Genomic DNA, 26,242 nt, shown 5'->3' with positions numbered 1-26,242 from the left:
GCTCGAGCACGAGATGCGCGGCACAGCCGACCTTCTTCCCCAGGCTGCTCTCATACCTTTCTCCTGAGTTACGTTGATGGGCATGGCGACCAAAATGATTACCGAGCTCGTGTCAGACCTCTCGGGCAGGCCAATCGAGCGCGGCAAGGGTCGCTCCATTGACTTCTCCTACGAAGGAGTCCTTTACCGGGTCGATCTGACCAACGACGAACTGGCCGACTTCGAGAACGCGCTCAGGCCCTACCTCGAGGCCGGCCGCAAGATCGAAGGACAACGCCGACGTACCTCCGCTGCAAGCACGAAGAAGCACGCGTTCGACCCGGCGGCGGTGCGCGCCTGGGCAGCCAGCCAGGGCATCGCGGTGAGCCCGCGGGGCCGAATCAAAGCAGAGGTCGTCGAGAAGTACCGGGCCGCCGGCCACTGAGCGCTGGAACGTTTGTGGAAACCGGTCGCCAGAACAGCGAGCAGGACGGGCATAACCACTGCTCCGGCGATCGGCGCCCGGTGGCCGGCGGGGGCGGACTCATGGGGACGGCGTGACCAGCAAGGATGGTGCCGTAGACACCGGGCGCCGTTCCGACTCGACGTCCTCCGGCGCGGCTTTGGAACGGCGTCGCTGGTCGTGGTCAGAGATCAAAGCGCAGCGGCAAGCGACGACGCGGCCCCCGCGAACGTTGGCCCAGGCCCGCGTGGCCCTGTGCCGCGACCGCATCGCCGAGGTTGACGGCCGTCCCCCCGGGCAGCACGAGTCCGAGGAAGGCAGCGCTCTCACCGAACGCCAGCAGGCCGCGTCGCGTAGATGGTTTGTCCTACAAACCAGTTGGTCATCCATTGACTCGCGGTGCGCTCGACCGTAAGGTTTGCGGCACAGACCAGTTGGGAGAATCTCGTGAACGCAGGTGCACTGGCCTCGGTGGGCACTCGCTACTACCTCCTCCGGGGGTTGCTGGCGGTGCCGACCGGACTGATCTTCCTGGCTGCCGGCCTGACCAACACGCCGCCCATCGGCGACGAGCCGGTCAGCGGCAGCGCGCCGTGGTTCGTGCTGGCGCTTGGTGTTGCCGCCGTCGGCTACTACGTCGTCAACCGCTACTACGTGACAACCTTTGGCCGGGTCGAGCCGTCGAGGCGGACCCTGGTGCGAATCGCGGTCCTTACCCTCGCGTGCGCGGCGATCATGTGCGTCGGCATCACCCTCGACATCCAGCTCGACCTGCCGGTGTCGCTGTTCGGTGCGGCATTCGGCGTGGCGCTCCTGTTCTACTACCGCCTGCTGAACGTGCTCAGGCCATACCACCTGGTCCTGCTCGGGGGCCTCACCGTCCTCGCGCTCGCCCCCATCTGGGGCGGTCTCGACGACAAGGTGTCACCTGTGATGATTCCGATCGGGCTCGTCACCATCGTGATCGGCCTGCTGGACCACCGCGACCTGCTCGCCTCGCTGAGGCGTGCCCGTTCCGCACGAGTCGACGAGGACGCCGATGGCCGCCCCTGACCCCGACCTCAGCCTCGACCGCTTGGTCCACGAGCCCGGCAGGCTGGCAATCCTGACCGTGCTCTCCTCGATCGGTCGCGCCGACTTCACCTTCCTTCAGCAGGCGACCGGACTCACTAAGGGCAACCTGTCCAGCCACCTCACGAAGCTGGAGGATGCCGGGCTACTCACCATCGAGAAGCGATTCGAACGCAAGAAGTCACACACCACCGCCTCGATCACCACGATGGGCCGGCAGCGCATCGAGGCACACTGGCGGCAGCTCGAGAAGCTCAGGGCCCGGCTCGGCCCGGGCTGAGGACACGGCCTTGTGGAGGGACCCGAACCCTCGACCTTTGCTGCCTGCTCTCACACCTCCAGGATGCGGAACGGGATCAACGTCGGGCTGCCGGGGCTATCACCGCTTCGTGACCACTGCGTCCAGTACCCGCTGGACGGCGGCGAGGGACTCGCCTTCGGCATCTTGGTAGACGTTGTGGCCAGAGCCCTGCACGATCCGCGCGGTGCCCGTCGGTGCGAGCCTGGCGAACGCCGCCTGCTCGGTACCCCACTGGGTCTCCACGGTCGCGTTCCACACCTTGGCGGTGGCGTACACGGCCGGATCGTGGCGCAGGATCTCGAAGGGGATGTCCGGCCACGCGGTGACTTGCTCCACCTGGTCGGCACTCGCCGTCCCGTCCCACCCAGGTCGGAACTCCTTGTCGTCGAACATGCGGGCGAACGAGGCGACCGTGGGATCGAAGAGCACGACGCCGGCGACATCGTCCGGGTGCTCGCCGACGTAGAGGCGAGTCGTGAGGCCGGCGATGCTGTGGCCAACCACCACCACCGGCCGTGGCACGTCGGCGGCGCGCAGCGTGCCGTCGAGGGAGGACGCGGCCCGGGCGGCGGTCATCATCGGCGCGCCCGTGGAGTGGCCCACGCCGGGGTAGTCCCAGGCGCAGGTGCGGACATCGGGCCCGAGGGCGGCGCGGAAGCTGTCCCAGGTCGTCGTGGTGAAGCCCTGGCCGCCGAGCAGGACCACCGTCGGGGAACCGGCGCCCTGGCACTGCAGGTGCGCCGTTTCGCCGTCGACCTGGTACAGATCGCCGGCCAGGGCGGGCGGGTCGGCTGACGAGCCACCGCACGCCGCCAGGACGAGGACGGAGACCGCCACCGACAGCAGGCTCGCCGCCCGCCGGGAACCGCGGCGCCCGACCCGGTCCGACGTTGTCATCGTCATTACCCGAGCCCCCGGACGAGATCACCGGTGCGGAGCTCGCGACTGTCGCCCCACGGCCAGGCACCGCCCCTGGTGATGTCGACATCGCGGAACACCATGGGGTAGGTGCGCTCGGCGTCGATGCCTGCCGCGGAGTCCTGGACCTGCAGGTGCAGATGCGGCTCGCTGGAGTGGCCGTTGTTCCCCACGGCGGCGACGAGCTGGCCGCGGCGCACGACGTCGCCCACGCGGACGCTGACGCTGCCCTGCTGAAGGTGGGCCATCAGCACGTAGCGCTCGCGACCGATCGCCACCACCACGTGGTTGGCGCGGTCGCCGTTGGTGCCGGGCGGATTGTCGGGATAGCCGTCGGCCACGCCGACAACCAGGCCGTCGACCGGCGCCAGCACGGGCGACCCGAAGCCGGTGTAGTCGGTCAGGCGTGCGGCACCCCCTCGTGGGTGCGTTCGCCCGTTCGCGCCCAGCCGCGCGAAGTCGATCGCGTGCCTCTCGTTCCCAGAGTGACCGTTGAGCAGGACGCTGCGGCCGCCGTTGAACACGAACCACTCGCCGGCCAGCGGAGAATCGAGCACCACCGCATCGGCGGACGTCGTGGAGGCCGGGCCGAGCTGGAGGACGAGGAAGCCCGACAGCAGCGCCACGACCACGTTGGTCGCCGCGTGGACGCGGCGTCGTGGGACCAGCGCCAACGCCGCCAGCAGGACCAGGCCGGCGGCAAAGGTCGCGACCACGAGGTCGAGCTGGGCGGCGCTCAAGGAGAACGGGACACGTGCGATGTGCGCGCCACCGGCGGCGAGGAGCCCACCGAGCAACGCGCAGCACAGCCAGATGTTCAGACCCTGGACCAGGTGCCCCCGCATGTCCCGGCGAAGCGGGTGGCGGAGCAGCCCGAGCTCGATCCGCCCGCGCCGAGCGACCCACACCCGCGACACCGCCAATGAGAGAGGCACGACGACACACACCACCGCCAGCCCGTACAGCCACACCCCTCCCTCTTGGTAGAGGACGGCGAAGAGCACCAGCCCCCACAGGGCGAGGATGAGGCTTCGCTTCGTGACCACGATCGTGCGATCACGCGCCGCATTGCCCGCGGACGCCTGGAGCCCGAGCGGCAGGGCGATCAGCACCCCGGCGATCACCACGAGCGTCGACTTCGGCAGATCGGGATATCCCAGCCAGAACCAGGCGAAGGCCGCCAGCATGGCCACGGCCAGCCCGAGATTGCGCGTCGTGAGCCTGACCGACGGCCCGGTTTCCTCCTCGCCGGGATCGATGCTGAAGGCGAGCAGCAGACCGAACGGGATCAGGCCGAACGGTCCCAGCACGAGCACGGCAGCACCCCACGCGACCACCGCGAGGACGACGAGGATGAGCCGACGGCGGTTCCTGCGCCGTCGGGTCGGCGGAGGGAGTGCCTCCTTGCCCGTGACGGGGTGCGGAGCGACGGGACGGGTCACGGGAGGTCGCGGTCCTGGCGGGCGGGTTGCGGACGACGGATCCGTCCTAGCAGGAGCGCTGCGCCGAGGGCGGCCACCCACAGTCCCCAGGCGGTGCTTCCGATCAGCCCGCCGAGGTCCCACACCGGGAGGCCGGGGACGGCGGTCGCGAGGATGTCGCCCTGGTTGATCAGGTAGAGCGCACCGGCGACCAGGCCGGTGACGCCCAGCCAGCGGGGCAGGACCTGGGTGCGGAGGATGACGACGCTGAGGGTGACCGACCAGGCGATGACCAGCAGCTGCCCGAGGTGCTCGCCCAGGAGGGCGCCGCCGAACTGGTGCTGGGCGGTCCAGGCGGCGTCGACCGCGGCGCGGGTGGACGTGTCTCCCGCGGCGTAGGAGCCGGCCAGCGCTGGGACGACGAAAACCCATCGAAGGAACCCGATCAGGGCGAGCACCACCGAGACGGCACCTGCCCAGGTGGCCACCCGCAACGCGGGGTCGTCGCGCCTGCCGAGCGCGGCGGGCAGGAGCAGGATCGGTATGGCCAGGAGCCCGTAGGTCCACGCTGTGGCGAACCACGTCCACACCAGGCTCGAGCCGCCCTCGGTGAACGCGGGCAGCACGACGGCGGCGGGCTCTCGGAGGATGTCCGGCCAGTCGAACGTGGTGGACAGGACGGTCGCCGCGACCGCGAATGTGATCGCGCTGAACAGGAAGAGCGCGCCGGCCGTTCGCGCGACACCGGTGCCGGTCGTGGTGGCGCTCATCGGTCCCACATCCGGTCGCTCGCGGTTCGTGACCTGTCGGACGTTTTCACAAGGACGTCGGCGAGGCCGACGAGTGCGCTGCTCACCTGCCACAGCCGGGCTGCGACAGCCCGGTCGTGGCTGGCCGGAGCGGACCTCCTCGGGCGTCCGCGTGCGAAGTACTGCCCCGTGGTTTCCCCCAGCTCGGGAGCGGATGCCACCCGGACGGAGGACGCGGCTCCCGCCGTCGTCGATCGCATGAAAGGCCGCAGCAGCGGCACCAGGGCGCGTTGGGCGCGGCCGGGGTCCTCGGCCCCGAAGGAGGTCCGGACCATGCCGGGATGGACGGCGTTAGTGGTGATCTCGCCTGGCGGGAGCCGGCGGGCCAGCTCGTAGGTGAACAGCACGTTGGCGAGCTTGGACTGGTTGTAGGCCCGGGCGCCGGAGTAGGACCGCTCGCCCTGGAGGTCGTCGAAGTCGATCCGGCCCTGGGCGTGTGCCTGGGAGGAAACGGTGACCACCCGCGCCTGCCCGCTCTGGCCGAGCCTTTCGAGCAGCAGTCGGGTGAGCAGGAACGGCGCCAGGTGGTTGAGGGCGAAGGTGCGTTCGAGCCCGTCTGCCGTGATGTGCCGCGTGTTCCAGTACCCGCCGACGTTGTTGACGAGGACGGCAAGCTTGGGCAGTCGGCGCAGAACCTCATCTGCCAGCCCCCGCACCTCCGCCTGGGATGAGAGGTCGGCGGCGAAGCCGTCCACCCGTGCGCCGGACGTGGAGCCGATCTCGCTTGCCACCCGCTCCACCCGCGCAGGGTCGCGGCCGGTGATGGCCACGTGGGCACCCATCGTGGCGAGTCCCTCGGCGGTCGCCCGCCCGATGCCGGAGGTGCCGCCCGTCACGAGCACGGTCCTGCCGGTCATCGAACGGCCCCGCGCGTCCATCTCGATACTCCTGGCGATGTCACGCATCGCGTCGGCGCAGCATCACGGCGGCTGCCACCATCGGGACGACGGCGTAGGCGGCGACGACGAGCACGCCCGTCCACGGGGCGAGCTCGCTCGAGTCGGTGAGGGTGGAGTCGCTGACCGTGACGAACGCGGCCGCCGCGGGCATCGGCAGGTACGTGACGATCCGTTCGACCCAGTCGAGGGTGATGATGCTCAGGATGCCGGGCAGGAGAAGCAGCACGGTGAGGGCGATGGTCACCGTGCCGGCGGTCGAGCGCAGGAGCGTGCCGATGCCGAGTGCGAACAGGGCGGCCGCGACCAGGAAGTACAGCACGCCACCGTAGATCTGCCAGCTCTGGGCGTCATCGAGGGCCGGGACGAGGTCGTGCTCGGCGAGGAGCACCCTCGTGACGAGGGAGGCCAGGGCCAGGCTCAGCACCGTGACGAGTGCGGTGACCGCCGTCAGGACGATCGCCTTAGCGGCCAGCACGGGAAGGCGCGTCGGCACGGCCGTGAGGGTCGAGCGGATCATGCCGGTGGAGTACTCGCCCGTGATCAGCAGGGCGCCGAGGACCGCGATGGTGACTGTCCCGAGCGGGTAGCCGCCGGAGACGATCTCGGCGCCGTGGATCGTGCCGAGAGCGGCGGCTTCGGGTGAGTCGGCCAGCAGGTCGAGGGACATGGCCTGGCCGAGGGCGAAGAGCGTCATCACGGCGACGGTCATGCCGAGGACCCACCAGGTCGAGCGCAGGGAGAGCAGCTTGATCCACTCCCCACGCATGACGCCCGTAAAGGTCAGGCGGGCGCGAGGGGCAGCTGCGAGCCGAACTGGTTCGGTGGCGGGTGCTGAGGCGGGCGTGACGACGGCGTTCATCGGATGCCGGCTTCCTGGTGGATGTGGACAGGCTCGGAGTGGTACTCGACGGCGTCCTGGGTGAGGTTCATGTAGGCCTCCTCCAGGCTGGCGCTCTGGGGGTTCAGCTCGTGCAGGACGATGCCGTGGGCGGCGGCGGTCTCGCCGATCCGCTCGGCTGTCACCCCGTGCAGCTGCAGCGTCCCGGCCTCGGGCGAGGTGATGGTGACGCCGTCGGCGCGGAGCAGGTCGGCCAGCTCGGTTGCCCGCGGGGAGCGCACCCGCACGGTCGCGCCGATGACGGAGTCGATGACCTCCTGGACCGGACCGGCGGTGATGATCTTGCCGCGGCCGATGACGAGGAGCTGGTCGGCGGTCTGGGCCATCTCGCTCATGAGGTGCGAGGAGAGGAACACCGTACGGCCCTCGGCTGCCAGGTCACGCACGAGGTGACGCACCCACTGCACCCCCTCGGGGTCCAGGCCGTTGACCGGCTCGTCCAGGATGAGCGTGCGGGGGTCGCCCAGCATCGCCGAGGCGATGCCCAGGCGTTGCCCCATCCCGAGGGAGAAGCCACCCACCCGCTTGCTCGCGACGCCGGCCAGGCCGGTCATCTCGATGACCTCGTCCACCCTCCGCGTGGAGATTCCGTGGGTCGCAGCCATCGTGCGCAGATGTGAGCGGGCGGACCGGCCGGTGTGGACGGCCTTGGCGTCCAGCAGCACACCGACCTCGCTGAGCGGGGAGCGGTGCTTGGCGTACGGCTTGCCGTTGACGGTGACGGTGCCCGCCGTCGGGTGGTCCAGACCCACAACCATCCGCATGGTGGTGGACTTACCGGCGCCGTTGGGCCCGAGGAATCCCGTGACCGAGCCGGGCGCGATGGTGAAGGTGACGTGGTCGACGGCGGTCTTGTCGCCGAAGCGCTTGGTGAGGTCGTGGGCTTCGATCATGACAATGCCCTTCACGAGCCTTGCGGGTCGACCGGTCCAGGCGGGCCGGTTGTCGTGCTGTCGATACCGCGCGGTGCCGACGGGTCAGGTGCGCTGCGGCCCTTCCTCGGGGTGGGGCGGGTACGGCTGGGGCGGGTACGACTGGAGCGTGTACGGCCCGGGCGGAAACGTCCCGCCCTGCTGCGCGGCGGGGTACGGCGAGGGTCCGGTCGGGGGCGGTGTGCCGGCGGGCAGCGTCACGTCCTCGTGCCCGCCCATGTCAAGGCGGAACGGCGGGTAGACATCCGTCATGAGGCCGGCGTAGGCGGCGACGCGGATTACCCAGCGGTTCAGTCCGAGGAGGAGGTCGAACAGGCCCCGGGGGTAGGTACCGGTGACGAGCAGGACGACGCCGGCGACGAGGACGAGCAGGCCGATCAGCCCGCCTTCCCAGCGCCAGTCGGTGTTCGTCGCCTGATAGGTCGCGGTGGCGGCGCCGCCGACGAGGATGGCGACGACGATGTAGTGCGGGATCGCCAGCAGCCACCACTTCACGAGCGCGAGCCCGCGGGAGAGGTACTCGGGGTAGTCGACGTGCAGGTGAGCGCGATACTCCGGGACCTCGCGGAGGGTGAACGGTGGGTACTGGTCGGTCGCGAGCGCGCCGTAGGCGTAGTAGTGCACGCGCCAGTTCCAGCGGAGCACGCCGACGTTGAAGTCGAAGATGCCGCGCGGGTACCGGCCGGTGATGACGATGGCCACCAGGGCGACGATGCTGGTCGCGACGAACGCGATCCAGAGCGGGATCAGGATCAAATAGTGCGGGATCACCAAGACCCACTTGACGAGCCAGAGCCAGCGGGAGAGCGGAAGGCCGCCCGCGCCGTCGACCTGGACGGGATAGCTGGGGTGGACGGGTGGGTGAAGGGCGGCGGTCGCCATGGTGGCCACCTTCTCGTTTCGGTTTCGCGGAACTGATCGGCTTAGGTCGTGGTCTGTCGAGCACTCGTCCGGGGCGCTCAGCTGGTGATGGCGACCTTCCCCCTGACCGTGCCGGCCACCACGTCCCGCAGGACCGCCCGCATGGTGCCCTCCACCGGTGCCGGGCCGTCCGTGGTGACGTGCTGGCCGTCATCCATGACTGTTCCTCTCCGCCCCAGAGGGCGCCTGGTACGCCGACCCATACTTTGTACGGTAGGCTACCGTACAAAGTATGGGCACGCTAGGGCCAGGTGTGGGGGCACGATGCTGAAGGAAGTAGGCGACAGTCGGGAAGACCGCGTCCCGCTCAGCCGAGACCGGGTGCTGAACTGTGCCGTCGCTGTCGCCGACGGTGGCGGACTCAGCTCGCTCACCATGCGCTCACTCGCCAAGGAGCTGGGCGTCAAACCGATGGCGCTGTACCACTACTTCACCAACAAGGACGAGATCCTCGACGGTATCGTCGACCTCGTCTTCGGCGAGATGGAGCTCCCCTCGGCCGAGGGCCATTGGCGCGAGGAGATCGGCCGCCGCGCCGTCTCGGCGCGGAGCGTGCTACGACGCCACCCCTGGGCGATCGTACTGATGGAGTCGCGGTCAAGACCGGGGCCCGCCACGCTGCGGCACCACGACGCCGTGCTCGGCACCCTGCGGGGAGCCGGCCTCTCCCTGGCGATGACAGGGCACGCCTACGCCCTGCTCGACGCATTCGTCTACGGGTTCGCGATCCAGGAGGCCGCGCTGCCGTTCGACCGGGACACCGCACCCGAGGTCACCGCTTCGATCGCGGCGCGGTTCTCCCCCGAGGAATACCCCCACCTCGTGGAGTTTGCGACCGAGCACGCCCTGCAACCTGGCTACGACTTCGGCGAGGAGTTCGAGTTCGGCCTCGACGTCATCCTCGACGCCCTCGAGCGGATGATCCCTCGAGGCAACGGCGACGATCTTTGACCGCTGTCTGGTCCGCGCCGTGGGGGCGGACGGACGTCGCGGCGACCGGCGCAGGACCTCGCGCAGTGTCGGCACTGGGCCGCAGGGCCCAGCAAGAGCGACGTCGGCGACGATGCCCCACAGACCACCGAGGAACAGTGCAGGGAGCGAGTGTCGGACCTCGTCCGAAAGACGGTCGCCCGGGTCGTGGACAAGCTCAAGTCGAAACGCCGGCGCGCAGCTGGCTGGCTACGTCGCTGGCGTGTGACGAGTCCCATGCTCGATCCGGAAACACCACGCCCTGGTCACCGGTTCGACTCACTATGACTGCAACGACTGACCCCCAGACCCACGACGCCCTCGTCCTCGACGAGCGCGCGCAGAACCTGCTGTTCCGCCAGGCCCGCACGGCGAACGCCTTCACGGACGAGCAGGTCACCGACGAGCAGATCGCCGAGATCTTCGAGCTCGTCAAGTGGGCGCCCACGTCGATGAACACGCAGCCGCTGCGCGTCGTCGTCGTGCGCTCCGCCGACGCCAAGGAGCGTCTGCTCCCCCACATGGCCGAGGGCAACCGGGCCAAGACGGCCGCCGCCCCGGCGACCGCCATTTTCGCTGCGGACGTCGACTTCCACGAGGAGCTCCCGCGGACCTTCCCGCACTTCCCCGGCGCCCGTGACATGTTCGCGGGTGACGAGGAGGCGCGCGCCCGCACCGCCGAGCTCAACACGGGCCTCCAGGTGGGCTACGCCATCCTCGGCATCCGGGCCGCCGGCCTCGCCGCCGGCCCGATGACCGGCTTCGACGCCGACGCGATCGCCCGGGAGTTCTTCCCCGACGGCCGCCACCGCGTCCTGGTCGCCATCAACATGGGCAAGCCCGCCGAGAACGCCTGGCATGACCGCCTGCCGCGCCTCGGCTTCGACGAGGTCGTCAAGGCCCTCTGATCCACTGACGGGCGTGGCCCCCGATGGGGTCGCGCCCGTCGGGCATTCTCTTTCGTCCTCTTCGCTAACGCTGACATTAGCTCCCCGCCGTCACTACCATCGCCGCGGCGCTGGCGCCCGGCGCGCCGCTGGTGCAGGATCCGGCCGTCCGTGCCGATGGTGACCCGCTGGCAACGACCACGTCCTCAAGGAGCGGCACTACGGCTGGGGGGACGTCGACGCCGCGCAGGCTGACCTCGTCGTCGAGCACACCTACACGTTCCCCATGGTCACCCACTTCGCCATCGAGCCGCACGGCTTCATCGCCGCCGCGGACGTCGACGGCATCCGCCTGTGGAGCCCCGTCCAGCACCCCTACCTGCTGCAGAAGATGATGGCGGCGCTGTTCGACCTGCCGCTGACCCAGGTGCGGGTCTTCGCCCCGGACCCCGGCGGCGGTTTCGGCGGCAAGCGGAACCCCAAGCTCGAGCCCGTCCTCATCCACCTGTCCCGGCGCACCGGCCGGCCCTGCCGCCTCGTGCTCACCTTGGAGGAGACCTTCCAGGCCGTGCGCCGCGCCGCCGCCGAGGTCCACGTGCGCACCGGCTTCACCCGCGAGGGCGACCTGGTCTTCCAGGACGTCGACTCCGCCTACCTCATCGGCGCCTACGCCGACATCGCCGAACGGGTGATGACCAAGAGCGCCTACCTCGCGTGCGGGCCCTACCGGGTGCCCGCCGCCCGGATTTACGCGCGGGCGGTGCTGTCCCACACCACGCCGTCGACCGCATTCCGTGGCTTCGGTACCCCCCAGATGAACTGGGCGATCGAGTCCCAGATGGACGCCGCCGCCCGCGAGCTCGGCCTGGACGGCCTGGAGATCCGGCTGAGAAAGACGCTGCGCCGGGCCGCCGAGCTCGTCGGCTGGGACACCCCGGTCTCTCCGGGCCGCGGGCGCGGCATCGCGGTCGGCATCAAATCCGGCGCCACCACCGGGCTGTCCAACCCCACCGTGCGCCTGCTCGCCGACGGCTCCGTCATCGTCTACGCCGGCACCTCAGACACGGGCCAGGGTGCCCGCACCATCTACGCCCAGCTTGCCGCCGACGCGCTCGGCGCCCCGCTGGAGTAAGTCAGCGTCGTCATGGGTGACACCGCCGTGGTGCCCTTCGACCTGCAGACCTCCGCCAGCCGCTCGACGGTGTTCATGGGCACCGCCATCACGCGCGCTTGCGAGGACATCCACCACCAGCTGCGCGAGCTCGCCGCGGCTCTGCACGGCGTCGCCGACGACGACGTGCGGGTCGAGGGCGGCATGGTCCATCTGCCCGGCAAGTCCTTGCCGATCACGGACTTCGTCAAGGTCGGTCTGGGCCGCTGGAACGGCGAGCTCATCGGCACGGGCCGCATGCGCAAGCCCCACATGGCCGAGCACCCCCTCGGCGGCACGCCGGCGTTCTTCGAGTTCAACTGCACCGCCTTCGAGGTCGAGGTCGACACCGAGACCGGTGCACAAGCACGTCACGGTCAGCGACGTGGGCAAGGCGCTGAATCCGCTACAGGTGGAGATGCAGGACGAAGGCGCCGCGATCATGGGGCTGGGCCACACGCTGATGGAGCACATCGTCCTCGACGACGCCGGGCGCATCCGCAACCTCGGCGCGCTGGACTACCGCATCCCCACCACCAAGGACGTCCCGCTGCAGCTGACCACCGCGATGGTGGAGAACCACGACGGCCCGGGGCCCTACGGCGCCAAGGGCATCAGCGAAGGCGCCCTGCTCTGCACCGCCCCGGCGTTGGCCGCCGCGGTCACCGACGCCGCCGGCATCGTCATCCGCGACCTGCCGCTGACACCGGAGCGCGTCTGGCGGGCCGTCAGCGAGGCCAGCCGGAAGTCCAACGCCTCCGCCATATGAGGCGAGGCCCGCGGCGGAATTCCGAAGACCGGAAGTCCTGAGCCATCGCGTGGACTCAGGTCCGCGCAACAGTCGCGGCTGTCTGGTTCCCGGTATTCCTGCCGTGCCTTTGCGCCGCGGGATGACCACGGCCGCGACCACCATCCCCCAGATCGTCGACTCGAAGTTCCGAAGAGCCGGGAAAGGCCCTTTGTGCCCCTTCGGATGGTGACGCTCGGTGATCCTCCCCAGGGGTGCTCGTCGAAATTCTCCACCCGGAGGCGGTGGTCAATGCAGTGGTCGCGCGGTGCCGGTGGTGGCTCGGCGGAGCGTGTCGGTGGCGGCGTGGTGGGCGCGCGGCCGGCAGGAGTCGCCGTCGAGGTTGAGCACGACGGAGCGGTGCAGGAGCCGGTCGACTATCGCGGCGACGGTGGTATCGCCGAGGACCTCACTCCATGCCGGTGCACTCCATCAACCCGCCGTGCTTCACGATCCGGGGCACGCCGGGAGACACCGAGACAAACGCCAGGCGACGACCAGGTCCCGGAACGCCTAGTCCCCGACCGTGTCCAACCCCAGCCCGGTGAACACTCTGGCCAGGGCCCCGACTAGAACCCATGGGTCCGGCCGGCACCCCTCCGCTCCCCTGACAGGCGGTTGGAGGACCCCATGAGGATGACTGGCGGGGCACAACCACATTGTGGCACCGACGGGCGTGAATACGGGAGGCAGTGTCGCCTCGGCGTGACGCCGACGCGACGTCAGTGCTCGATGAGGGGGCGCCTTGATCGCCGCCGCCCCCGCAGAGACCTATAGGGCCGCGGACGGATGGATGCGACAGCTACGCGGTCAACTCTCCGACCGCGGCCTGCCGCCGTATCGCCAGCGGCAAAGTAAGCAACGAGAGGGCACCGGCAACCAGCAGCGCCGAGCTGAAGGAGGTCCCCGCCGCGACCAAGCCGACCACTACGGAGCCGAGCCCGGTTCCGACGTCAAATCCGACGTTCCACACGGCACTGGCGGGGCCGTAGTGTGATCGGCTTACCGACTCGAAGGCCACCACCAGGGTGAGGCTCTGCAGACCGCCGTAGCTGATCCCCACGACCGCCGATCCCAGCATCAGCAGCAGCCCGTCCGTGTCCTGCGAGTCGCGGACGGCCCAGGCGAGCACTGCCATGCCCACCGCGGTCAGCACGACCAGTGGCCAGATAAGTCGCTCTTTCCCTATCCGGTCGGTCAGCGCGCCAATACGCCAGCGGGACAGCGCGGCGGTGACACTCATCAGCATTAGCGCAAGCGTTGTTAACGTCGCGCTGCTGCTCATCTGGGCCATGAATGTGATCAGCGCCCCGCCCGCCAGCGTTACCCCGAGGAGTAGCACCACCGGACGCAGCAGCAGCATGTAGGGCGCCGGACCCCGTTTCTCGGGAACGTGGTCAAGCATTCTGGCGAGGCCGATCGCAGGCAAGACTCCAACCACCGGGAGAGATGCCACCGCAAAAACCGCCCAGAAGCCGACGTGCTCCGCGATCCACGGGCCCGCCGGCAGAAGCAGCACCTGCGGCCCCGCTATCGCCAGCCCGTAGGCCCCAATCGCCTTCCCGCGCTGGGCGGGCTCCACCAGTTCCGCCACGAGGACACCACCTGTGACCGTCAGCACCCCGAATCCCCAGCCGCGTACCGCGGAAAGCACCAAGGTCGGCCACAGCGCGTCGGTCGTGCCATGTGCGAGGGCCGGCAGACCTAGAAAGAGCATGCCGGCGACGAGCACCGATCCCCATCCGAAACGGCGCAACGCCCCTGGGACGACCAACTGAGTCATCACCGTGAAAAGCAGGAACACACCATTCACAAGCCCGGCGCCAACGAGGTCGGCACCGCCCTGGACCGCCCACAGCGGCGCAACCGGCAGCAGCAAGGCATATCCAGAGAAGCCGAGGGCGGTCATGGCAAGGAGCAGCGGCATCCCCGGGACACCCCAGACCGACGCGCCCGCGGAGGACTGTTGGTTCTGACTCACCGGCTCACGCCGCCCGCCGCCGCCTTACCGTGCGGCGCTCTGGCCGACCGCTCCGCCGACTCTTTCACCGCGACGGGACTCGTGGTGCAACGTTTGTAGGCAGTTGCCTGGCCGACCGGCCTGGTCATACGCGGTTCGCGGCTCATTTGCCTGATACTGCCCCAGCCCCGATCAGTCTCCGGTGTACGACCCACCCTTGACTGCTCGAGAGACAATAACGAATGGAGGCAGAGCACCGCACGGAGCAAACCGTAGCAGTGGATTATCAGCGGTTCTCAGCGCGCGGACTCCGAAATCCCTCCCCCGTGTCGACGGCGCTCGGAGGCTGGACAGTTCCGGCGGTCGGAGAGTGAACAGTCATTAGCCTAGAAGGCTAGGTCCGGCGAAGCCGGGAAGTGTGAGTCAAGTTCAGGCCGCGAGGCCGGATTGTGCGATGAGGTCCTCGATCGCGGCGTCGTAGGCGTGGCTGGCGGTGCGTAGGTGGACCGGGACGGGCTGGTTCAGGCGCGCCATCCCGGTAGGTAGGAGCCTGTCGTAGATGCGGGTCAGGAACAGGGCATGGTGCAGCCCAGTGTCGGTGACGCGGTAGCGGTGGCTGTGGGGTCGACGCTCGATGAGGCCGTGGAAGCGTAGGCGCCGCAGGTCGTAGGTGATCTGACCGGCGCTGAGCTCGTCAGGTTCTTTGCCCAGGAGGTCAGCGACCAGGGCCCGCAGATCCCGGTTGGTGAACCCGTCGGGCAGGAGTCGGAAGACCACGAGCGCGGAGAGCAGCGCGTGGGCCCGGGGGTCGGCGAAGCGCAGGCCGGCGACCCGGGTGCCGGCGTCGGTGATGACGGGGTCGTTCACCCCAGCGAAGACATGGTGGCCGCGGGCAGGATCGTGACTGAGTCGTTGGACGCCCAGGAGGCGCCGGTTGGCGGAGAAGCCGACCTCGCGTAGCGCAGGCAGGTTGGTCAGTCGCCGACCGATCCTGAAGTCACCGGTGTCGTTGATCGTGGTCTCGGTCCGCAGGGCGCGTCCTTCCTTGTGGTACTGCTTGATCGTGGAGTGCTTGTAGTACACGTGCAGGCTCGGGGTGACGCCCTCGGTGATCACCCGGGTACGGAAAGTCCCCGGAGTGGGACGCTTGCCACGGGCAAGGACCCGACGATCGAAGATCAGGCTGACCTCGTCGGGACGGCCCAGATCCAAGTTGTCGCGAATGACCTGCTCGAAGAAGACTCGCCCGGAGACCGGCTTGTCGAGCATTTGGGTCAAGGAGAACTCGGCCTGCCGTATCGAGATGTCGTAGCGGTATCCCGCCGCCCGGTCCGCCGGGGCGAACGGGTGAGGCAAGCGCGCCAGCCACTTGCGCAGGAGGGCGTCGATCTGCGCCGGGCCCAAGGTGTCGCAGATCGCCTGCAACGCCGGGACGTCGTCGACGGCCGCGAAGGCGTTGTCCATCGCCACGTGAGCGACGCCAGCCTTGGTCGCCTGTCGCTTGGCCCACTCGTTTCCGTTGGGGCACAACCTGGCATTGTAGGGGAAATAGGAGCAGAACTTCAGGAAGAACGGGCCGAAGTCCTCATCAACGGCGTAGAAGTAGAAGTGGTTGACCAACCCAGTTGCCCGCACGATCCACGGATATGACCGCCCCTCGGAGTTGTGCCGCTTCTCGGTTCTGAACAGCCGGGTCTTCTCCTGCGCCCGGCCGACGAAGAGCACCCCCTCCTCGCGGCCGCCCGCCGTCACCCCGCCGACCGGAGCCCGCGCAAACGCCACCACGACACGACTCGTCGGGCTGGGGCGCAGCCCCGTTAGGTATTCTTGCTTGGCTTTGATGCTGGTCAGTGTGTCGACGCCGCGGTCGCGGAGCCGCGGTAGGAGGCGCCTTGAGGGCGATGACGTCGGCGTGGTGGACGATGCGGTCGATCCTCGCGGCGGCGACGACCTGTCGCCGAAGACGCCGGCCCAGGAGCTGAACGGCAGTTGCTAGGGCGGTTCAGATCCCCGTGGGCCCCGCGCTGGTGCCGCTGCCACGACGGTCACCTGACCTTCAGCGCCTTCGATGCAGCGGACACCAGCCGCTTGGGCCGGCGACCCAAGCTGACGCTCGTGGTCACGTCCCTCGCTTGTGCTGGGCGCTCGGCCTCGTGCTCCACCGGCAAGGCAGATGCCCATCCCGCCCAGTCCGTCCCGGCCGACCCGGCCGGCGGCTCCCATAACGCGGTGCCCCCCCTGTGTGTCGGCCCGCATGTACGCACACCAGGCTCGAAGCAAGGGACTCGCCTTCGACAAACGACGCGCTCCAGCAGCTTCTACGCCAATACCTCACTCGAGGTCAGCCCTTGACGCCAAACCGCATGAGTGCACGGCGACCGATCCAGAGCACAATCCGGTCAAATAGGAACCCTAGGACACCGAGGACAATGATCCCCACGAAAATCCAGTCGATCCGCCCGAAGTTGCGCGACTGCCAGATCAGCGCACCCAAACCCGTGTTTGCCGCAACCATCTCGGCGGAGACGATGGTGAGGAAGCTGTTCCCCATCGCGAGCCGTGCGCCGGTAAAGATGTAGGGTACTACGGCGGGAAGCACCACAGCATGAAGCAGCTGGCGCCGGCTGGCCCCGAGGGTCGCGGCGGCCCGCAACTGATTCTCGTTGATTGCGACGACACCCGCCAAGGTGTTGATCGCAACAATGAACACGGACGTGTAGACAATCAGAACGATCTTCGACGCCTCACCGATCCCTAACCACACCACGGCCAGGGTGACGAATGAGATCGGCGGAACGAACCGGAAGAACTGCACATACGGATCGAGCAATCGCCCAATCAGCTGAATGCGCCCCATCAGCAGGCCGATCGGTGCACCCAGCAGAACGCCGAGAGACCATCCAGCCAGAATCCGCCCCGCAGATGCCTGCGTCGCCAGCCAGAGCTCCCCACTGCGAGCCAGGTCGACTGCCGCTGCCAGCGTATCCCCAGGGGAAGCAAACACCTCAGGGCCATAGAGGCCGGCCACCACGAACCAGACCCCAAGCCCCAGCGCCAGAGAGCCCACCAGGTACAGCGGGTTACGTGAGCTGGCTCTGGGCGCCGCCGACACAGGCTTCCGGAGCCTGTCCCCAACCGCGTTCACCGTCATGTCAGATCCTCGTCTAGGCCTTGGCCCCGCAGAGCCTTACGAACCTCTGCACCAATTTCTTGACGCAGAATGGAGTGAAGACGAACAAAATCCGGGTCGACAGGATCGCGGGGACGAGCCAGGTCCACGTCGTGGATGGACTTGATGCTCGACGCTGGCCCGGCCTTCATGATCGCGATCCGATCAGCCAGAAGGAGCGATTCCTCGATGTCGTGCGTGACGAATACGATCGTGCAACCCTGCAAGCTCCAGATACGCGCTAGCTCGCGCTGCATGACTTCACGGGTCTGCGCGTCGAGCGCTCCGAACGGTTCGTCCATGAGAACGATATCCGGCTCGTTCGCGAGCACCCTGGCCAGTTGAAGCCGCTGCCGCATACCACCCGAGAGCTGCTTCGGGAAGTGGTCCATGCAGTGCGAGAGCCCGACCAGGTCGGCATACTTCGCGGCGACCTCAGCCTGTTCTTTCCGAGACGCGCCCTTCATTCGCGCGCCGAACGAGATGTTCTGCGAAACCGTCAGCCACCCGAACAGGGCATCGCTGTCCTGGAACACGAACCCGACATCGGTGCGACTGGACTGGTCCGAGTCGTGTACCTGCAGCGTCCCCGCTGAGATGGGCACGAAACCACCGAACGCTGACAGCAGCGTTGACTTCCCACATCCGCTGGGTCCCAACAGACAGAGGAACTCGCCGCGCTGGACTGTCAGGTTCACGTTCTCCGCGGCGACGAAGTCCCCATAGGCAATCCCGACATCGCGCGCATGAATGGCCGCATGTGTGTCCTCAATGGTGGCCATTACGCCGACACCTTTCCCAGGTGATACATCCATAACAAATCGCTCCTTCCCACTACTCACATTGCCGCGTCTACCGGCAGCCTCAGGTGTTGGCACCGTGAACGACGAAGTGGCACTTCCGCATCAACCGACTTCACGCAAACGTGCGGGCAAGCTCCTCGCCATCCAGAATCACCGCCTCGATCGACCGCGGCGACAGTGCGTCACCAATGAGATGCACATCCTCGAAGCGGCTCACCAGCGCCTCATAGAGCTGATCCCGGGGCTCGCGACGAAACGCCGGGACAACAGATTCCACCTCGTGCAACGCCCACTCCGCGCCGCTGTACGTGCTCCTGAAGAGCGCACTGCCCTCGCTCACAGCGACCAGGACGCTACCTGTCACGATCTTGACGCCCAGCTCCTTGATCCTCGCCAAGAGGTGCGGCAGGTCCAACGTCGCCGCAACATGGGGGCCGACGCTGTCCTGGCTGGTGACGAAGTGGACCTCCGCGCCGGTCATAGCCACCGACTCGGCCAGGCCCAGTGGCGCGTACGTTCCCGTGCTGTCGAAGATGACAACCCGCTGTCCGAGGGAGGCTCCACCGTTTGGCGCGACGTCGTCGTCCCCGTGCAGCTCATCTATCGCCGAGTCGACGGAGAGCACTCTGCAGCCGTGCTGCTCTGCCGCGTTGCCGGCGAGCGGCGCCGATTGAAGAGATTCGGGTATGGCCCATTCCGATCCGGTCGCTACGACGATGGTGTCGCCGTGCGAAGCTGGAAAGGATCCGACCTCGACTCGGCTACCCAGCTCGATCACGCCACCCGCGTCGATCAACGCCCGTTCCATGTCGTCGACTGCTTGCTGCCAAGGTGCTCGAGTGTGCAGTCGTGCAAGCTGGCGAAGATGCCCGCCGACGGCCTTCGCCTGGTCGAGCAGGACAACGTCGTGGCCGGCTCTGGCCGACGTCAGCGCGCAACGTAGCCCGGCGGGGCCCGCGCCGACGACGACCACCTTCCGCTTGTTCGCCGTCCGCTGGGGGAGCTGCTCCCACTTCGACTCTCTGCCAGTCACGGGATTTACCGCACACACGACTGCCTGATCGGTGATCGCTCGGGAGACACAGACGTTCGCGCCGACGCATCGAACGTGTCCATTCGGAGGAGTGGCGCCCGACCGTCGCGCACGCTGCACAAGATGGGGGTCGGCGAGATGGGCACGAGACATGGCGACCATGTCCGAGTTCCCCTCAGATACCGCACGCGCCGCCATCTCGAGGTTCAGGACTCGTCCCGCCATGAAGATGGCGGCGTCACTCCCGACGACCTTTTTCGCTCTCCCCCCGAAAGGAAGAGAATATCCCTCCTCAACTCCCATCGGTGCGAGGGTGTAGTGGCGAGAAGCCGAAGAACCGATCGAGATGTCGAAGAAGTCGAACACCGCGGCGTCGTTGATCACCCGGAGCTGGTCCAACGCGTCCTCCGGAGTGATCCCCGCGTTCCCGGCCAGCTCGTCGTACGTCATGGTCAACCCCAGGGGGAACCCGGGGCCAACCTTCTCACGTATCGCCCGGCCGATCTCGATGGGCAAGCGACAACGATTCTCCACTGAGCCGCCGTACTGGTCAGTGCGCCGGTTGGTGAGTGGACTGAGGAACTGTCTGATCAACCAACCATGAGAGCCGTGTATCTCCACGCCGTGCAGCATGCCTTCTTGCACTCTCTGCGCGGCCCTCGCAAAACTGTCGATCATCTGCTCGATGTGTTCGACAGTCATCGACACTGGCATGTTCTTGCCGGGGAGCCCCACTCGCGAGGGAGCCAGAAGCGGCTTCCAATCAAGTCCGACCGTATCCCCGCCGGCCGCACCGGCCGCGAACAGTTCGACGAAGAACTTCGTTTCGTATGGTTGAAGCGCCTTCGCCAGTAAACGGTAAGCCTGGATCTGCGCGTCTTCATACCCGATAAGGGCTGAAGTGAAGGGGCTGTTACTTGCTTCCCACGCCGAGATCTGCTCGCTCAAGAGCAGCCCCACACCACCGCGCGCCCGCTCGCGATAGTACGCCCGGTGCTGTTCCGATATGAGTCCATCTTTTCCGTACTGCAGCGTCAGCGCGGACGTCATAACGCGGTTCGGAATGGTCACGTCTGCGACCTGCAGCGGTTGCCATAAGGCGTCTAGTGTTCCCACGGATGGAATCCTTCGCGGTTCGATCGGCATCGGTCGGAGTCGAGGTGAGCGACAGAGTCGCTAGGTGAGGGCGCAGCGAATATCTTGAGCCTGCGGGCGAGGCCCTTCGCTGAGCCCGGCGAGGTCAGTTGAGAACGTGGGTCTTGAGCCAATCCGCGAGGATGAACTTGTCCAGGTCGATTGGTGCGTCGATCACGTCGGAGCTCTCGAAGAATTTCATCAGCTGGCCGGCCGCCTCAAAATCGGCCGGCGTGAACTCGCGCACGTTGAATGTGATCTCTTCGATCGCCGACCGTGCCGTCGGCTCGTCGACCTTGATAGCCGTCATCGTGTCGCGAATGGCGAGGTCGGGGTCGGATTCCACGAGTTCCGCTGCTTCGTCAAGCACGGAGACGAACTTCGCCGCAGTCTCTTCGTTTTCCGAGAGCCAGTCCCCATTGACGACGATCCACTGGGTGAACCCTGCACCGAAGTCACCGCTGTCGGCGACGACCCGCCCGCCCTGTTCGACACCCCGCGACACCCACGGTTCAAAACTGACGTACCCGTCCGCGTCGCCGTTACCGAGAATGGCGGGGAACTCGGGCGAGTCAGCATTGATCAACTCGACGGAGCTGGGATCGATGCCTTCGCTCTCAAGATAACGGACGGTCATGTAGTGCCGGAGTCCAGGACCGTACGCCATCTTCTCGATGTCAGCGGGCTCGACACCCTCTCTGAGGACGACCTTGAACAGAGTGTCGGACTCCTCGAAGACTCCGAGGACCTTGAGCTTGGAGTGCTGCGGGAGGAGCGGCAACGTCGTGGCATCGCCGTTGATCGCAATGTCAGCAACTCCGGCCGACACGTTCTGTACGCTCGCGGGGCCTCCACCCGTGTTCACGAACTCCACCGATAGCCCGGCGTCCTCAAACATGCCTTGCTGCTCGGCCACGTAGGCCGCCGCGAACGACGGATCCGTACCGATAGAGATCCGGACGCTCGCCATCTCGCCACCGTCCGCCGCGGAGGCGGCATCGGGTCCGGACGAACACGCTGCCAGTGCAGCGCTCAGTGCCACCACGCCAACGGCGGCGGCGGGTCGGGAGTACTTCGTCTCAGTCAAGGTGTTTCCTCATCGCTTCTCGGTGAACCTCCGGTTTCCGGAGGTTGGATGCACATGCATTCACACACGGCGTTCCGATTGCGTGCTCCGCTCCCGGTGTGCCGTTCCAAACAACGCGCTATCGAGGGTGATGCCTGGGTTCATACGGCCACCCACGCTCTAACCCGGGTCGCCTGGGAGCGACGAAGTGGCCTCGTTGCGATGTTCATCTTGGGTTTGAAATGTCACGTGCGTGTGTCCTGGCGCAGCGACTTCCCGCGTACTGGTCACTCGTCGCGACGATTTCCCAGCTCGCTATTCGCGCGCTCTAAGAGCCGCGCAGGGATTGGTATGACGCGGGCAGAAGTGATGGGTTTCGTGCGTTCCCGCGTCGGTGTTGTAAATGGCGATTGCTCCCGTCTTGACCACATCGTCGTGACCCTCGTGGCGGGACGCTATGAGATCCGTGATCACGTGTCAAGCATCAACGATCCGTTCCATGAGGCGCTCGCTGGCCGCGGTCACCCGCTCGGCGGGCGCCACGCGTGGGGACTCGCAGGTGGCCTCGCGAAACACCGCATGCGCGCGGAGAGCACCACGCTGCGGCCGGCTTGAGCGAACTCCCGCGCGCAGGGTGACGTCGCATCGATGGGGATCTCGATCGCTGCAACGTGCGCTTTGACGGCGCGGTCGAGCTCCCTGACCCGCTCGCACTCCCCGCCCTCACCCCGGTTGGGGACCGGTGTCGCCCTCATCCACGCGCACCGAACGTACGCAGATTTCTCCGGACCGGGAGCACTCACTTCAGGGCCATCCTCGAGGCCTACAAGGTTTACGTGATCGTTACGAATCGCGGCCGCGCCGATGGGAAGCCAGAGGCTCGTGGCCATTTGACCGCCCGGGTTCCGTGAACGGCCAGGCGGGGGAGGCTCGTGCCCCCGGCCACCACGCGTTGGCGCCTGGGTGGCACCACCGCGGGGCGGCATTCGAGAGTCGCCGCGACTGCTCAGCGCCCGCCGGGCAGCTGGCCGGCCGCCTGCTTGGCCAGCTCGTGCAGCAGGGGCACCGCCCGCTTCCCGAATTCGAAGGTCACCCGCGCGGCAGGCCCGGAGACCGAGACGGCTGACGGAGTCGGGGCTCCGGGGACGGCGACAGCGAAGCAACGCACGCCCACCTCCTGCTCGCCGTCGTCCACGGAATAGCCGCGGTCGCGGATTTTGTCGAGCTCGACGAGGAGTGCCTCGACGTGGGTGATCGACACGTTCGTGGCAGCCGGCATGCCAACGCGAGAGACGATCTCCCGGACCGCGGTGTCCGGGAGCTGGGCGAGCAGCATCTTGCCGACTCCCGTGCAGTGGCAATACACGCGCCGGCCGACTTCGGTGAACGTGCGCATCGAGCGCGAGGACGACGCTTGCGCTACGTAAACCGCCATGTCGCCGTCGATCATCGCCATGTTTGCCGTCTCGCCGAGCTCACCAGCGACTTGCTCCAAGTAGGGGCGGGCGCCGGCACCCAGCTGGCGCCCGGCGCCCTCGCCGAGGCGGATCAGCCGCGGTCCGAGCGTGTACCGGCGCGATGGCAGCTGGCGCGCGTAGCCCCGGTTGACGAGCGTTCGCATGAGGCGGTGAATCGTCGGCAACGGCAGGCCGGAGCGCGTAGCCAACTGGCTCAGCGCAGCGTCCCCGCCCAAGTCCGTCAGGATCTCGAGCAGCTCGATCGCCCGGTCTACCGACTGAACGCCCGTGCTATCAGCCAACGGAGTCTCCCGTCCTGGGTCGTGGCGGTCGCAGGCCCCTAAGTTTCGGGGGCAGTGTTTCACAGGACGGAACTTTGGCCCGTGAAGCACGGAGTGCACGGGCCTGTCCGGAGAAGCACCGTGGTTGACCACCGTGACGGCGCTCACGTATAGTTTTCACTACGAAGATGTTTTATTTCGTATCGTGAAAGTAGGAGTCTTGGTGACATCAGTCCTCGACGGCATGACCATCAACGCTTGAGCTGGGGGCGCGCTATGAGGAGGTGCTCAGCCCGACGCTCTGGAGCTGATCGCCCGGCTGCACCGCGAGCTGAACGGCCGGCGCCTGGAGGTGTTGGAGGCGCGTGCCCGGCGGGTGGCGAACCTCGCGGCTGGTGGCATGCTCGACTTCCTGGACCGGCGGGTGGAGATCAGCGGCCCGACGGACCGCAAGATGACGGTCAACGCGTTGAACTCGAGCGCGAAGGTGTGGCTCGCGGACTTCGAGGACGCGAACACCCCGCGCTGGGAGTCGGTGGTGGAGGGGCAGCTGAACCTGCTCGACGCGGTGGACCGGCGGATCGACTTCACCGCGGAGAACGGCAAGACCTACGCCCTCAAGCCCGACGGCGAGCTGGCAACCGTCGTCGTGCGTCCGCGCGGTTGGCACCTGCCGGAGAAGCACATCCTCGTCGATGGCGAGGCGACCTCCGGGTCGTTGGTGGACTTCGCCCTGTACCTCGCCACGGCGGGTCGGCGGCAGATCGAGAAGGGCCTGGGACCGTACTTCTACCTGGCCAAGATGGAGTCCCACCTCGAGGCGCGGCTGTGGAACGACGCGTTCACCCTCGCACAGGACTTCCTGGGCATCCCGCGGGGCACGATCCGGGCCACGGTCCTCATCGAGACGTTCCCGGCGGCGTTCGAGATGGAGAAGATCCTCTACGAGCTGCGTGAGCACTCCGCGGGGCTGAACGCCGGCCGCTGGGACTACATGTTCTCGGTCATCAAGAGCTTCCGGACCCGCGGGACGGAGTTCCTGCTGCCCGACCGCAACGCGGTGACCATGACCGTGCCGTTCATGCGCGCCTACACCGAGCTGCTCGTGCGGACCTGCCACAAGCGTGGCGCCCACGCCATCGGGGGCATGGCCGCGTTCATCCCCAGCCGCGACGAGGCGGTCAACGAGACGGCCTTCGCCAAGGTCCGCGAGGACAAGACCCGCGAGGCCGCTGACGGGTTCGACGGCTCCTTCAGCCATGGTCAAACACAGTCATTCGACAGTCCGAGATGCGTGGGACTCGCGTGGAATGGGGGTCACGCGTGGAACTCGCCTCCCTGAGCCGCACTCGCACGTCCTTCAGCTGCATGGTGGCCGGGTGGACCGCGCCGCTTGCTGCGCGTCAGTGCCGCTTGCTGCGCGTCAGTTCTGTCGGGCAGGAATCTGCAGCTGGACGCGCAGTCCGGTGAGGAGGATGTCGAGGCCTTGGTCGAGCTCGGTCACGCCGTCGTAGCCGGCCAGCGCAGAGGCAAGCTGCCGTACATATGGGAACTCCGCCGCCGGAAGCCGGTGCAGGCCGAGTCGGAGCAGGTCGTCGCTCTCCTCGGGGCTGGCCACCAGTTCCTGCAGCTCGGTGAGGACGTGGCCGTAGAGGAATCCGAAGTAGGCCCGGTAGACGTGCAGCGCGTCCTCGGGCGAGAAGCCGGCGTCGATGAGCAGCGTCAGGAGCATCTCGAGAGGGCGGACGGTGCCGAGCGGGCGAAGGCCCAGCGGCGTCGACAGCGGCCGGGTGACCAGGAGTGGGACCACGTAGGGGTGCGCGAGCGCGAGGTCGCGGAACTGGTGCGCGGTGCGCCGCAGCTGCGCCTCCCAGTCGGCCCCGTCGGGCGGGATCACCAGATCCAACATGACGGCCTCCACGACACCGTCGAGCAACGCGCCCCGGCTGGCCGCATAGCGATACAACGCCATCGCGTTGCAGCCCAGCTCGCGCGCCAACCGGCGCATCGTCAGCGCGTCGACACCTTCGGCGTCCACCAGTTCGAGTGCGGCAGCAAGCACACGCTCCCGGCTCAACGGCTCACGACGACGTCCCGCGCCGCCGTGCTGCGACGCTTCCCCCTCGGCGGGCTTTCGTGTTGTGGGCACTGCACTCCTCAGCTGATTGCTCCATAGCCACCACAGGCTGCGGCAGGACTTGCGTACGTGTACACCGTACACTTACACTGTAGACGGTGCGTGAGGCCCACGCACCGCCAGCGGGTACCGACCCGCTCAGCACCACTCAAGGCTCCGCGTTGCGCCTCGGCCCCTGCCGGAACGGACCAGCGGATCGAGTTCTTACCGCGGCATGGCCTCTCGTCCATCGCCCATACCAACCGAAGTGGTTACCCACCTCGGGAGAAGAGGCCACCATGGCTGCCCACTCCCCGCTCCCCGAGCCCGAGCCCGGCACCGTCGCGCTGTTCGCCATGGAGGATCGCGTCCGCCTGGTGCTCTCCGGCGAGCTCGACCTGGCCACCAAGGCAGACCTGCTCCACGCCGTCCGGGAGGCCGTGCGGTACGACCAGCCGGTCGAGGTCGATACCCGCCACGTCACCTTCATGGACTCGTCGGCGATCGCTACGTTGAGCCGGCTCACCCAGCACACCGACCAGCGCCCCATCTTCATCAGCCCGTCCGACGTGGTCCGGTTCCTGCTCGACGTCACCATGATCGGCGAGCTGGTCGACGTCGTCGACCACGACGGGGCCCTTCCCGCCGCCACCGCCGTCCACCAGGCGTCGGTCACCACATCAGCTTGAGCCCGCACCGGCCGGTCTCGGCCGGGCCCGGCGCGCCTCTCCGGCATGGTCGCGCCTACGACGACGGCTGCGAGTGGCTCAGCCCAAGATGCGGCCTCCGGTCGCACAGGTCAGGCTGCTACCTCCCGT

22 protein-coding genes and 3 pseudogenes are annotated in these 26,242 nt (G+C 67.7%); 9 read left to right on the top strand and 16 right to left on the bottom strand.

What is annotated here, in order from left to right; all coding sequences use genetic code 11:
• The first annotated feature begins 82 nt into the window (after positions 1-82).
• The 3 genes from FE374_RS03830 to FE374_RS03820 all read left to right on the top strand — a co-directional run bounded on the left by FE374_RS03830 (position 83) and on the right by FE374_RS03820 (position 1,793).
• On the top strand, positions 83-424 hold the full coding sequence (locus tag FE374_RS03830; protein WP_168205580.1) for a histone-like nucleoid-structuring protein Lsr2: 342 nt from the start codon (positions 83-85) through the stop codon (positions 422-424).
• 489 nt (positions 425-913) lie between these two features.
• Positions 914-1,495, top strand: coding sequence for a hypothetical protein (locus tag FE374_RS03825; protein WP_139927318.1), 582 nt, complete (start codon positions 914-916; stop codon positions 1,493-1,495).
• Complete coding sequence (locus FE374_RS03820; protein WP_139927317.1) at positions 1,482-1,793, top strand: transcriptional regulator; 312 nt, start codon at positions 1,482-1,484, stop codon at positions 1,791-1,793. Before FE374_RS03825 ends, FE374_RS03820 begins: the two co-directional genes overlap by 14 nt.
• 99 nt (positions 1,794-1,892) lie before the next feature.
• Here FE374_RS03820 and FE374_RS03815 read toward each other — a convergent pair whose 3' ends face one another.
• The 7 genes from FE374_RS03815 to FE374_RS03785 all read right to left on the bottom strand — a co-directional run bounded on the left by FE374_RS03815 (position 1,893) and on the right by FE374_RS03785 (position 8,573).
• On the bottom strand, positions 1,893-2,711 hold the full coding sequence (locus FE374_RS03815; RefSeq protein ID WP_168205579.1) for an alpha/beta fold hydrolase: 819 nt from the start codon (positions 2,709-2,711) through the stop codon (positions 1,893-1,895).
• Positions 2,712-2,716: 5 nt separating this feature from the next.
• Positions 2,717-4,174, bottom strand: a complete 1,458-nt coding sequence (locus FE374_RS03810; RefSeq protein WP_139927315.1) for a M23 family metallopeptidase — start codon at positions 4,172-4,174, stop codon at positions 2,717-2,719.
• Complete coding sequence (locus FE374_RS03805) at positions 4,171-4,923, bottom strand: DUF4386 domain-containing protein (protein ID WP_139927314.1); 753 nt, start codon at positions 4,921-4,923, stop codon at positions 4,171-4,173. Before FE374_RS03805 ends, FE374_RS03810 begins: the two co-directional genes overlap by 4 nt.
• Complete coding sequence (locus tag FE374_RS03800; RefSeq protein ID WP_223173638.1) at positions 4,920-5,840, bottom strand: SDR family oxidoreductase; 921 nt, start codon at positions 5,838-5,840, stop codon at positions 4,920-4,922. The genes FE374_RS03805 and FE374_RS03800 overlap by 4 nt, the downstream gene beginning before the upstream one ends.
• A gap of 19 nt (positions 5,841-5,859) precedes the next feature.
• On the bottom strand, positions 5,860-6,720 hold the full coding sequence (locus FE374_RS03795) for an ABC transporter permease subunit (RefSeq protein ID WP_139927313.1): 861 nt from the start codon (positions 6,718-6,720) through the stop codon (positions 5,860-5,862).
• Positions 6,717-7,652: an ABC transporter ATP-binding protein gene (locus FE374_RS03790; protein ID WP_139927312.1), complete on the bottom strand. Its 936-nt coding sequence runs from the start codon at positions 7,650-7,652 to the stop codon at positions 6,717-6,719. Before FE374_RS03790 ends, FE374_RS03795 begins: the two co-directional genes overlap by 4 nt.
• Positions 7,653-7,736: 84 nt before the next feature.
• Positions 7,737-8,573: a DUF4389 domain-containing protein gene (locus FE374_RS03785; protein ID WP_139927311.1), complete on the bottom strand. Its 837-nt coding sequence runs from the start codon at positions 8,571-8,573 to the stop codon at positions 7,737-7,739.
• A gap of 303 nt (positions 8,574-8,876) precedes the next feature.
• Here FE374_RS03785 and FE374_RS03780 point away from each other — a divergent pair, with 303 nt between their 5' ends.
• The 3 genes and pseudogenes from FE374_RS03780 to FE374_RS19705 form a co-directional block, all read left to right on the top strand.
• Positions 8,877-9,563 carry a TetR/AcrR family transcriptional regulator gene (locus tag FE374_RS03780; protein ID WP_139927310.1) on the top strand — a complete coding sequence of 229 codons (687 nt, stop codon included), beginning with the start codon at positions 8,877-8,879 and terminating at the stop codon, positions 9,561-9,563.
• A gap of 302 nt (positions 9,564-9,865) precedes the next feature.
• The gene (locus FE374_RS03775) at positions 9,866-10,489 is read left to right on the top strand and encodes a malonic semialdehyde reductase (RefSeq protein ID WP_139927309.1); all 624 of its coding nucleotides are present in this window, start codon (positions 9,866-9,868) and stop codon (positions 10,487-10,489) included.
• Positions 10,490-10,745: 256 nt separating this feature from the next.
• Positions 10,746-12,387 (top strand): annotated as a pseudogene (locus tag FE374_RS19705) (xanthine dehydrogenase family protein molybdopterin-binding subunit); the annotation flags it as partial.
• 267 nt (positions 12,388-12,654) lie between these two features.
• On the opposite strand, the pseudogene FE374_RS19455 reads toward FE374_RS19705, so the two are convergent.
• From FE374_RS19455 to FE374_RS03735, 7 genes and pseudogenes are all read right to left on the bottom strand, one after another.
• Positions 12,655-12,825 (bottom strand): annotated as a pseudogene (locus tag FE374_RS19455) (ATP-binding protein); the annotation flags it as partial.
• Between the two features lie 382 nt (positions 12,826-13,207).
• Positions 13,208-14,332, bottom strand: a complete 1,125-nt coding sequence (locus FE374_RS03760) for an MFS transporter (protein WP_139927308.1) — start codon at positions 14,330-14,332, stop codon at positions 13,208-13,210.
• A gap of 462 nt (positions 14,333-14,794) precedes the next feature.
• Positions 14,795-16,150, bottom strand: coding sequence for a hypothetical protein (locus FE374_RS03755; RefSeq protein ID WP_139927307.1), 1,356 nt, complete (start codon positions 16,148-16,150; stop codon positions 14,795-14,797).
• Between the two features lie 556 nt (positions 16,151-16,706).
• Entirely contained in the window at positions 16,707-17,516 is an 810-nt protein-coding gene (locus tag FE374_RS03750; protein ID WP_139927306.1) for an ABC transporter permease, read from the bottom strand.
• Positions 17,513-18,316, bottom strand: coding sequence for an ABC transporter ATP-binding protein (locus FE374_RS03745; RefSeq protein WP_139927305.1), 804 nt, complete (start codon positions 18,314-18,316; stop codon positions 17,513-17,515). Before FE374_RS03745 ends, FE374_RS03750 begins: the two co-directional genes overlap by 4 nt.
• Before the next feature lie 133 nt (positions 18,317-18,449).
• A complete protein-coding gene (locus FE374_RS03740) occupies positions 18,450-20,516 on the bottom strand; it encodes an oxidoreductase (RefSeq protein WP_139927304.1) in 2,067 nt (688 codons plus the stop codon).
• Positions 20,517-20,610: 94 nt separating this feature from the next.
• Positions 20,611-21,591, bottom strand: coding sequence for an ABC transporter substrate-binding protein (locus tag FE374_RS03735; protein ID WP_139927303.1), 981 nt, complete (start codon positions 21,589-21,591; stop codon positions 20,611-20,613).
• Between the two features lie 330 nt (positions 21,592-21,921).
• On the opposite strand from FE374_RS03735, the gene FE374_RS03730 reads away from it, so the two are divergent.
• Positions 21,922-22,185 (top strand): hypothetical protein, encoded by a 264-nt coding sequence (locus tag FE374_RS03730; protein ID WP_139927302.1) that lies wholly within the window; start codon positions 21,922-21,924, stop codon positions 22,183-22,185.
• 391 nt (positions 22,186-22,576) lie between these two features.
• Here the strand turns inward: FE374_RS03730 and FE374_RS03725 are convergent, their stop codons facing one another.
• Complete coding sequence (locus FE374_RS03725) at positions 22,577-23,329, bottom strand: IclR family transcriptional regulator (protein WP_139927301.1); 753 nt, start codon at positions 23,327-23,329, stop codon at positions 22,577-22,579.
• A gap of 223 nt (positions 23,330-23,552) precedes the next feature.
• On the opposite strand from FE374_RS03725, the pseudogene FE374_RS03720 reads away from it, so the two are divergent.
• Positions 23,553-24,563 (top strand): annotated as a pseudogene (locus FE374_RS03720) (malate synthase); the annotation flags it as partial.
• A 168-nt stretch (positions 24,564-24,731) separates the two neighbouring features.
• Here FE374_RS03720 and FE374_RS03715 read toward each other — a convergent pair.
• Complete coding sequence (locus FE374_RS03715) at positions 24,732-25,457, bottom strand: TetR/AcrR family transcriptional regulator C-terminal domain-containing protein (RefSeq protein WP_139927300.1); 726 nt, start codon at positions 25,455-25,457, stop codon at positions 24,732-24,734.
• A gap of 266 nt (positions 25,458-25,723) precedes the next feature.
• Between FE374_RS03715 and FE374_RS03710 the strand changes: the two genes are divergently transcribed.
• Positions 25,724-26,113, top strand: a complete 390-nt coding sequence (locus FE374_RS03710) for an STAS domain-containing protein (RefSeq protein WP_139927299.1) — start codon at positions 25,724-25,726, stop codon at positions 26,111-26,113.
• The last annotated feature ends 129 nt before the right edge of the window (positions 26,114-26,242 follow it).

Source organism: Georgenia yuyongxinii (genome assembly GCF_006352065.1).
In the GTDB taxonomy this organism is placed as follows: Bacteria; Actinomycetota; Actinomycetes; order Actinomycetales; family Actinomycetaceae; genus Georgenia; species Georgenia yuyongxinii.
Note: the sequence above shows the minus strand (reverse complement) of the source record. Positions and strands in the feature narration are given on the sequence as shown.

Excerpts from the sequence above, each read along its gene's own strand:
- FE374_RS03795 (WP_139927313.1), bottom strand. The coding sequence starts at position 6,720 with ATGAACGCCGTCGTCACGCCCGCCTCAGCACCCGCCACCGAACCAGTT.
- FE374_RS03800 (WP_223173638.1), bottom strand. The coding sequence starts at position 5,840 with ATGGACGCGCGGGGCCGTTCGATGACCGGCAGGACCGTGCTCGTGACG.
- FE374_RS03790 (WP_139927312.1), bottom strand. The coding sequence starts at position 7,652 with ATGATCGAAGCCCACGACCTCACCAAGCGCTTCGGCGACAAGACCGCC.
- FE374_RS03750 (WP_139927306.1), bottom strand. The coding sequence starts at position 17,516 with ATGACGGTGAACGCGGTTGGGGACAGGCTCCGGAAGCCTGTGTCGGCG.
- FE374_RS03820 (WP_139927317.1), top strand. The coding sequence starts at position 1,482 with ATGGCCGCCCCTGACCCCGACCTCAGCCTCGACCGCTTGGTCCACGAG.
- FE374_RS03710 (WP_139927299.1), top strand. The coding sequence starts at position 25,724 with ATGGCTGCCCACTCCCCGCTCCCCGAGCCCGAGCCCGGCACCGTCGCG.
- FE374_RS03780 (WP_139927310.1), top strand. The coding sequence starts at position 8,877 with ATGCTGAAGGAAGTAGGCGACAGTCGGGAAGACCGCGTCCCGCTCAGC.
- FE374_RS03730 (WP_139927302.1), top strand. The coding sequence starts at position 21,922 with ATGACGCGGGCAGAAGTGATGGGTTTCGTGCGTTCCCGCGTCGGTGTT.
- FE374_RS03785 (WP_139927311.1), bottom strand. The coding sequence starts at position 8,573 with ATGGCGACCGCCGCCCTTCACCCACCCGTCCACCCCAGCTATCCCGTC.
- FE374_RS03760 (WP_139927308.1), bottom strand. The coding sequence starts at position 14,332 with ATGCCGCTGCTCCTTGCCATGACCGCCCTCGGCTTCTCTGGATATGCC.
- FE374_RS03805 (WP_139927314.1), bottom strand. The coding sequence starts at position 4,923 with ATGAGCGCCACCACGACCGGCACCGGTGTCGCGCGAACGGCCGGCGCG.
- FE374_RS03740 (WP_139927304.1), bottom strand. The coding sequence starts at position 20,516 with ATGCCGATCGAACCGCGAAGGATTCCATCCGTGGGAACACTAGACGCC.
- FE374_RS03815 (WP_168205579.1), bottom strand. The coding sequence starts at position 2,711 with ATGACAACGTCGGACCGGGTCGGGCGCCGCGGTTCCCGGCGGGCGGCG.
- FE374_RS03745 (WP_139927305.1), bottom strand. The coding sequence starts at position 18,316 with ATGGCCACCATTGAGGACACACATGCGGCCATTCATGCGCGCGATGTC.
- FE374_RS03830 (WP_168205580.1), top strand. The coding sequence starts at position 83 with ATGGCGACCAAAATGATTACCGAGCTCGTGTCAGACCTCTCGGGCAGG.
- FE374_RS03775 (WP_139927309.1), top strand. The coding sequence starts at position 9,866 with ATGACTGCAACGACTGACCCCCAGACCCACGACGCCCTCGTCCTCGAC.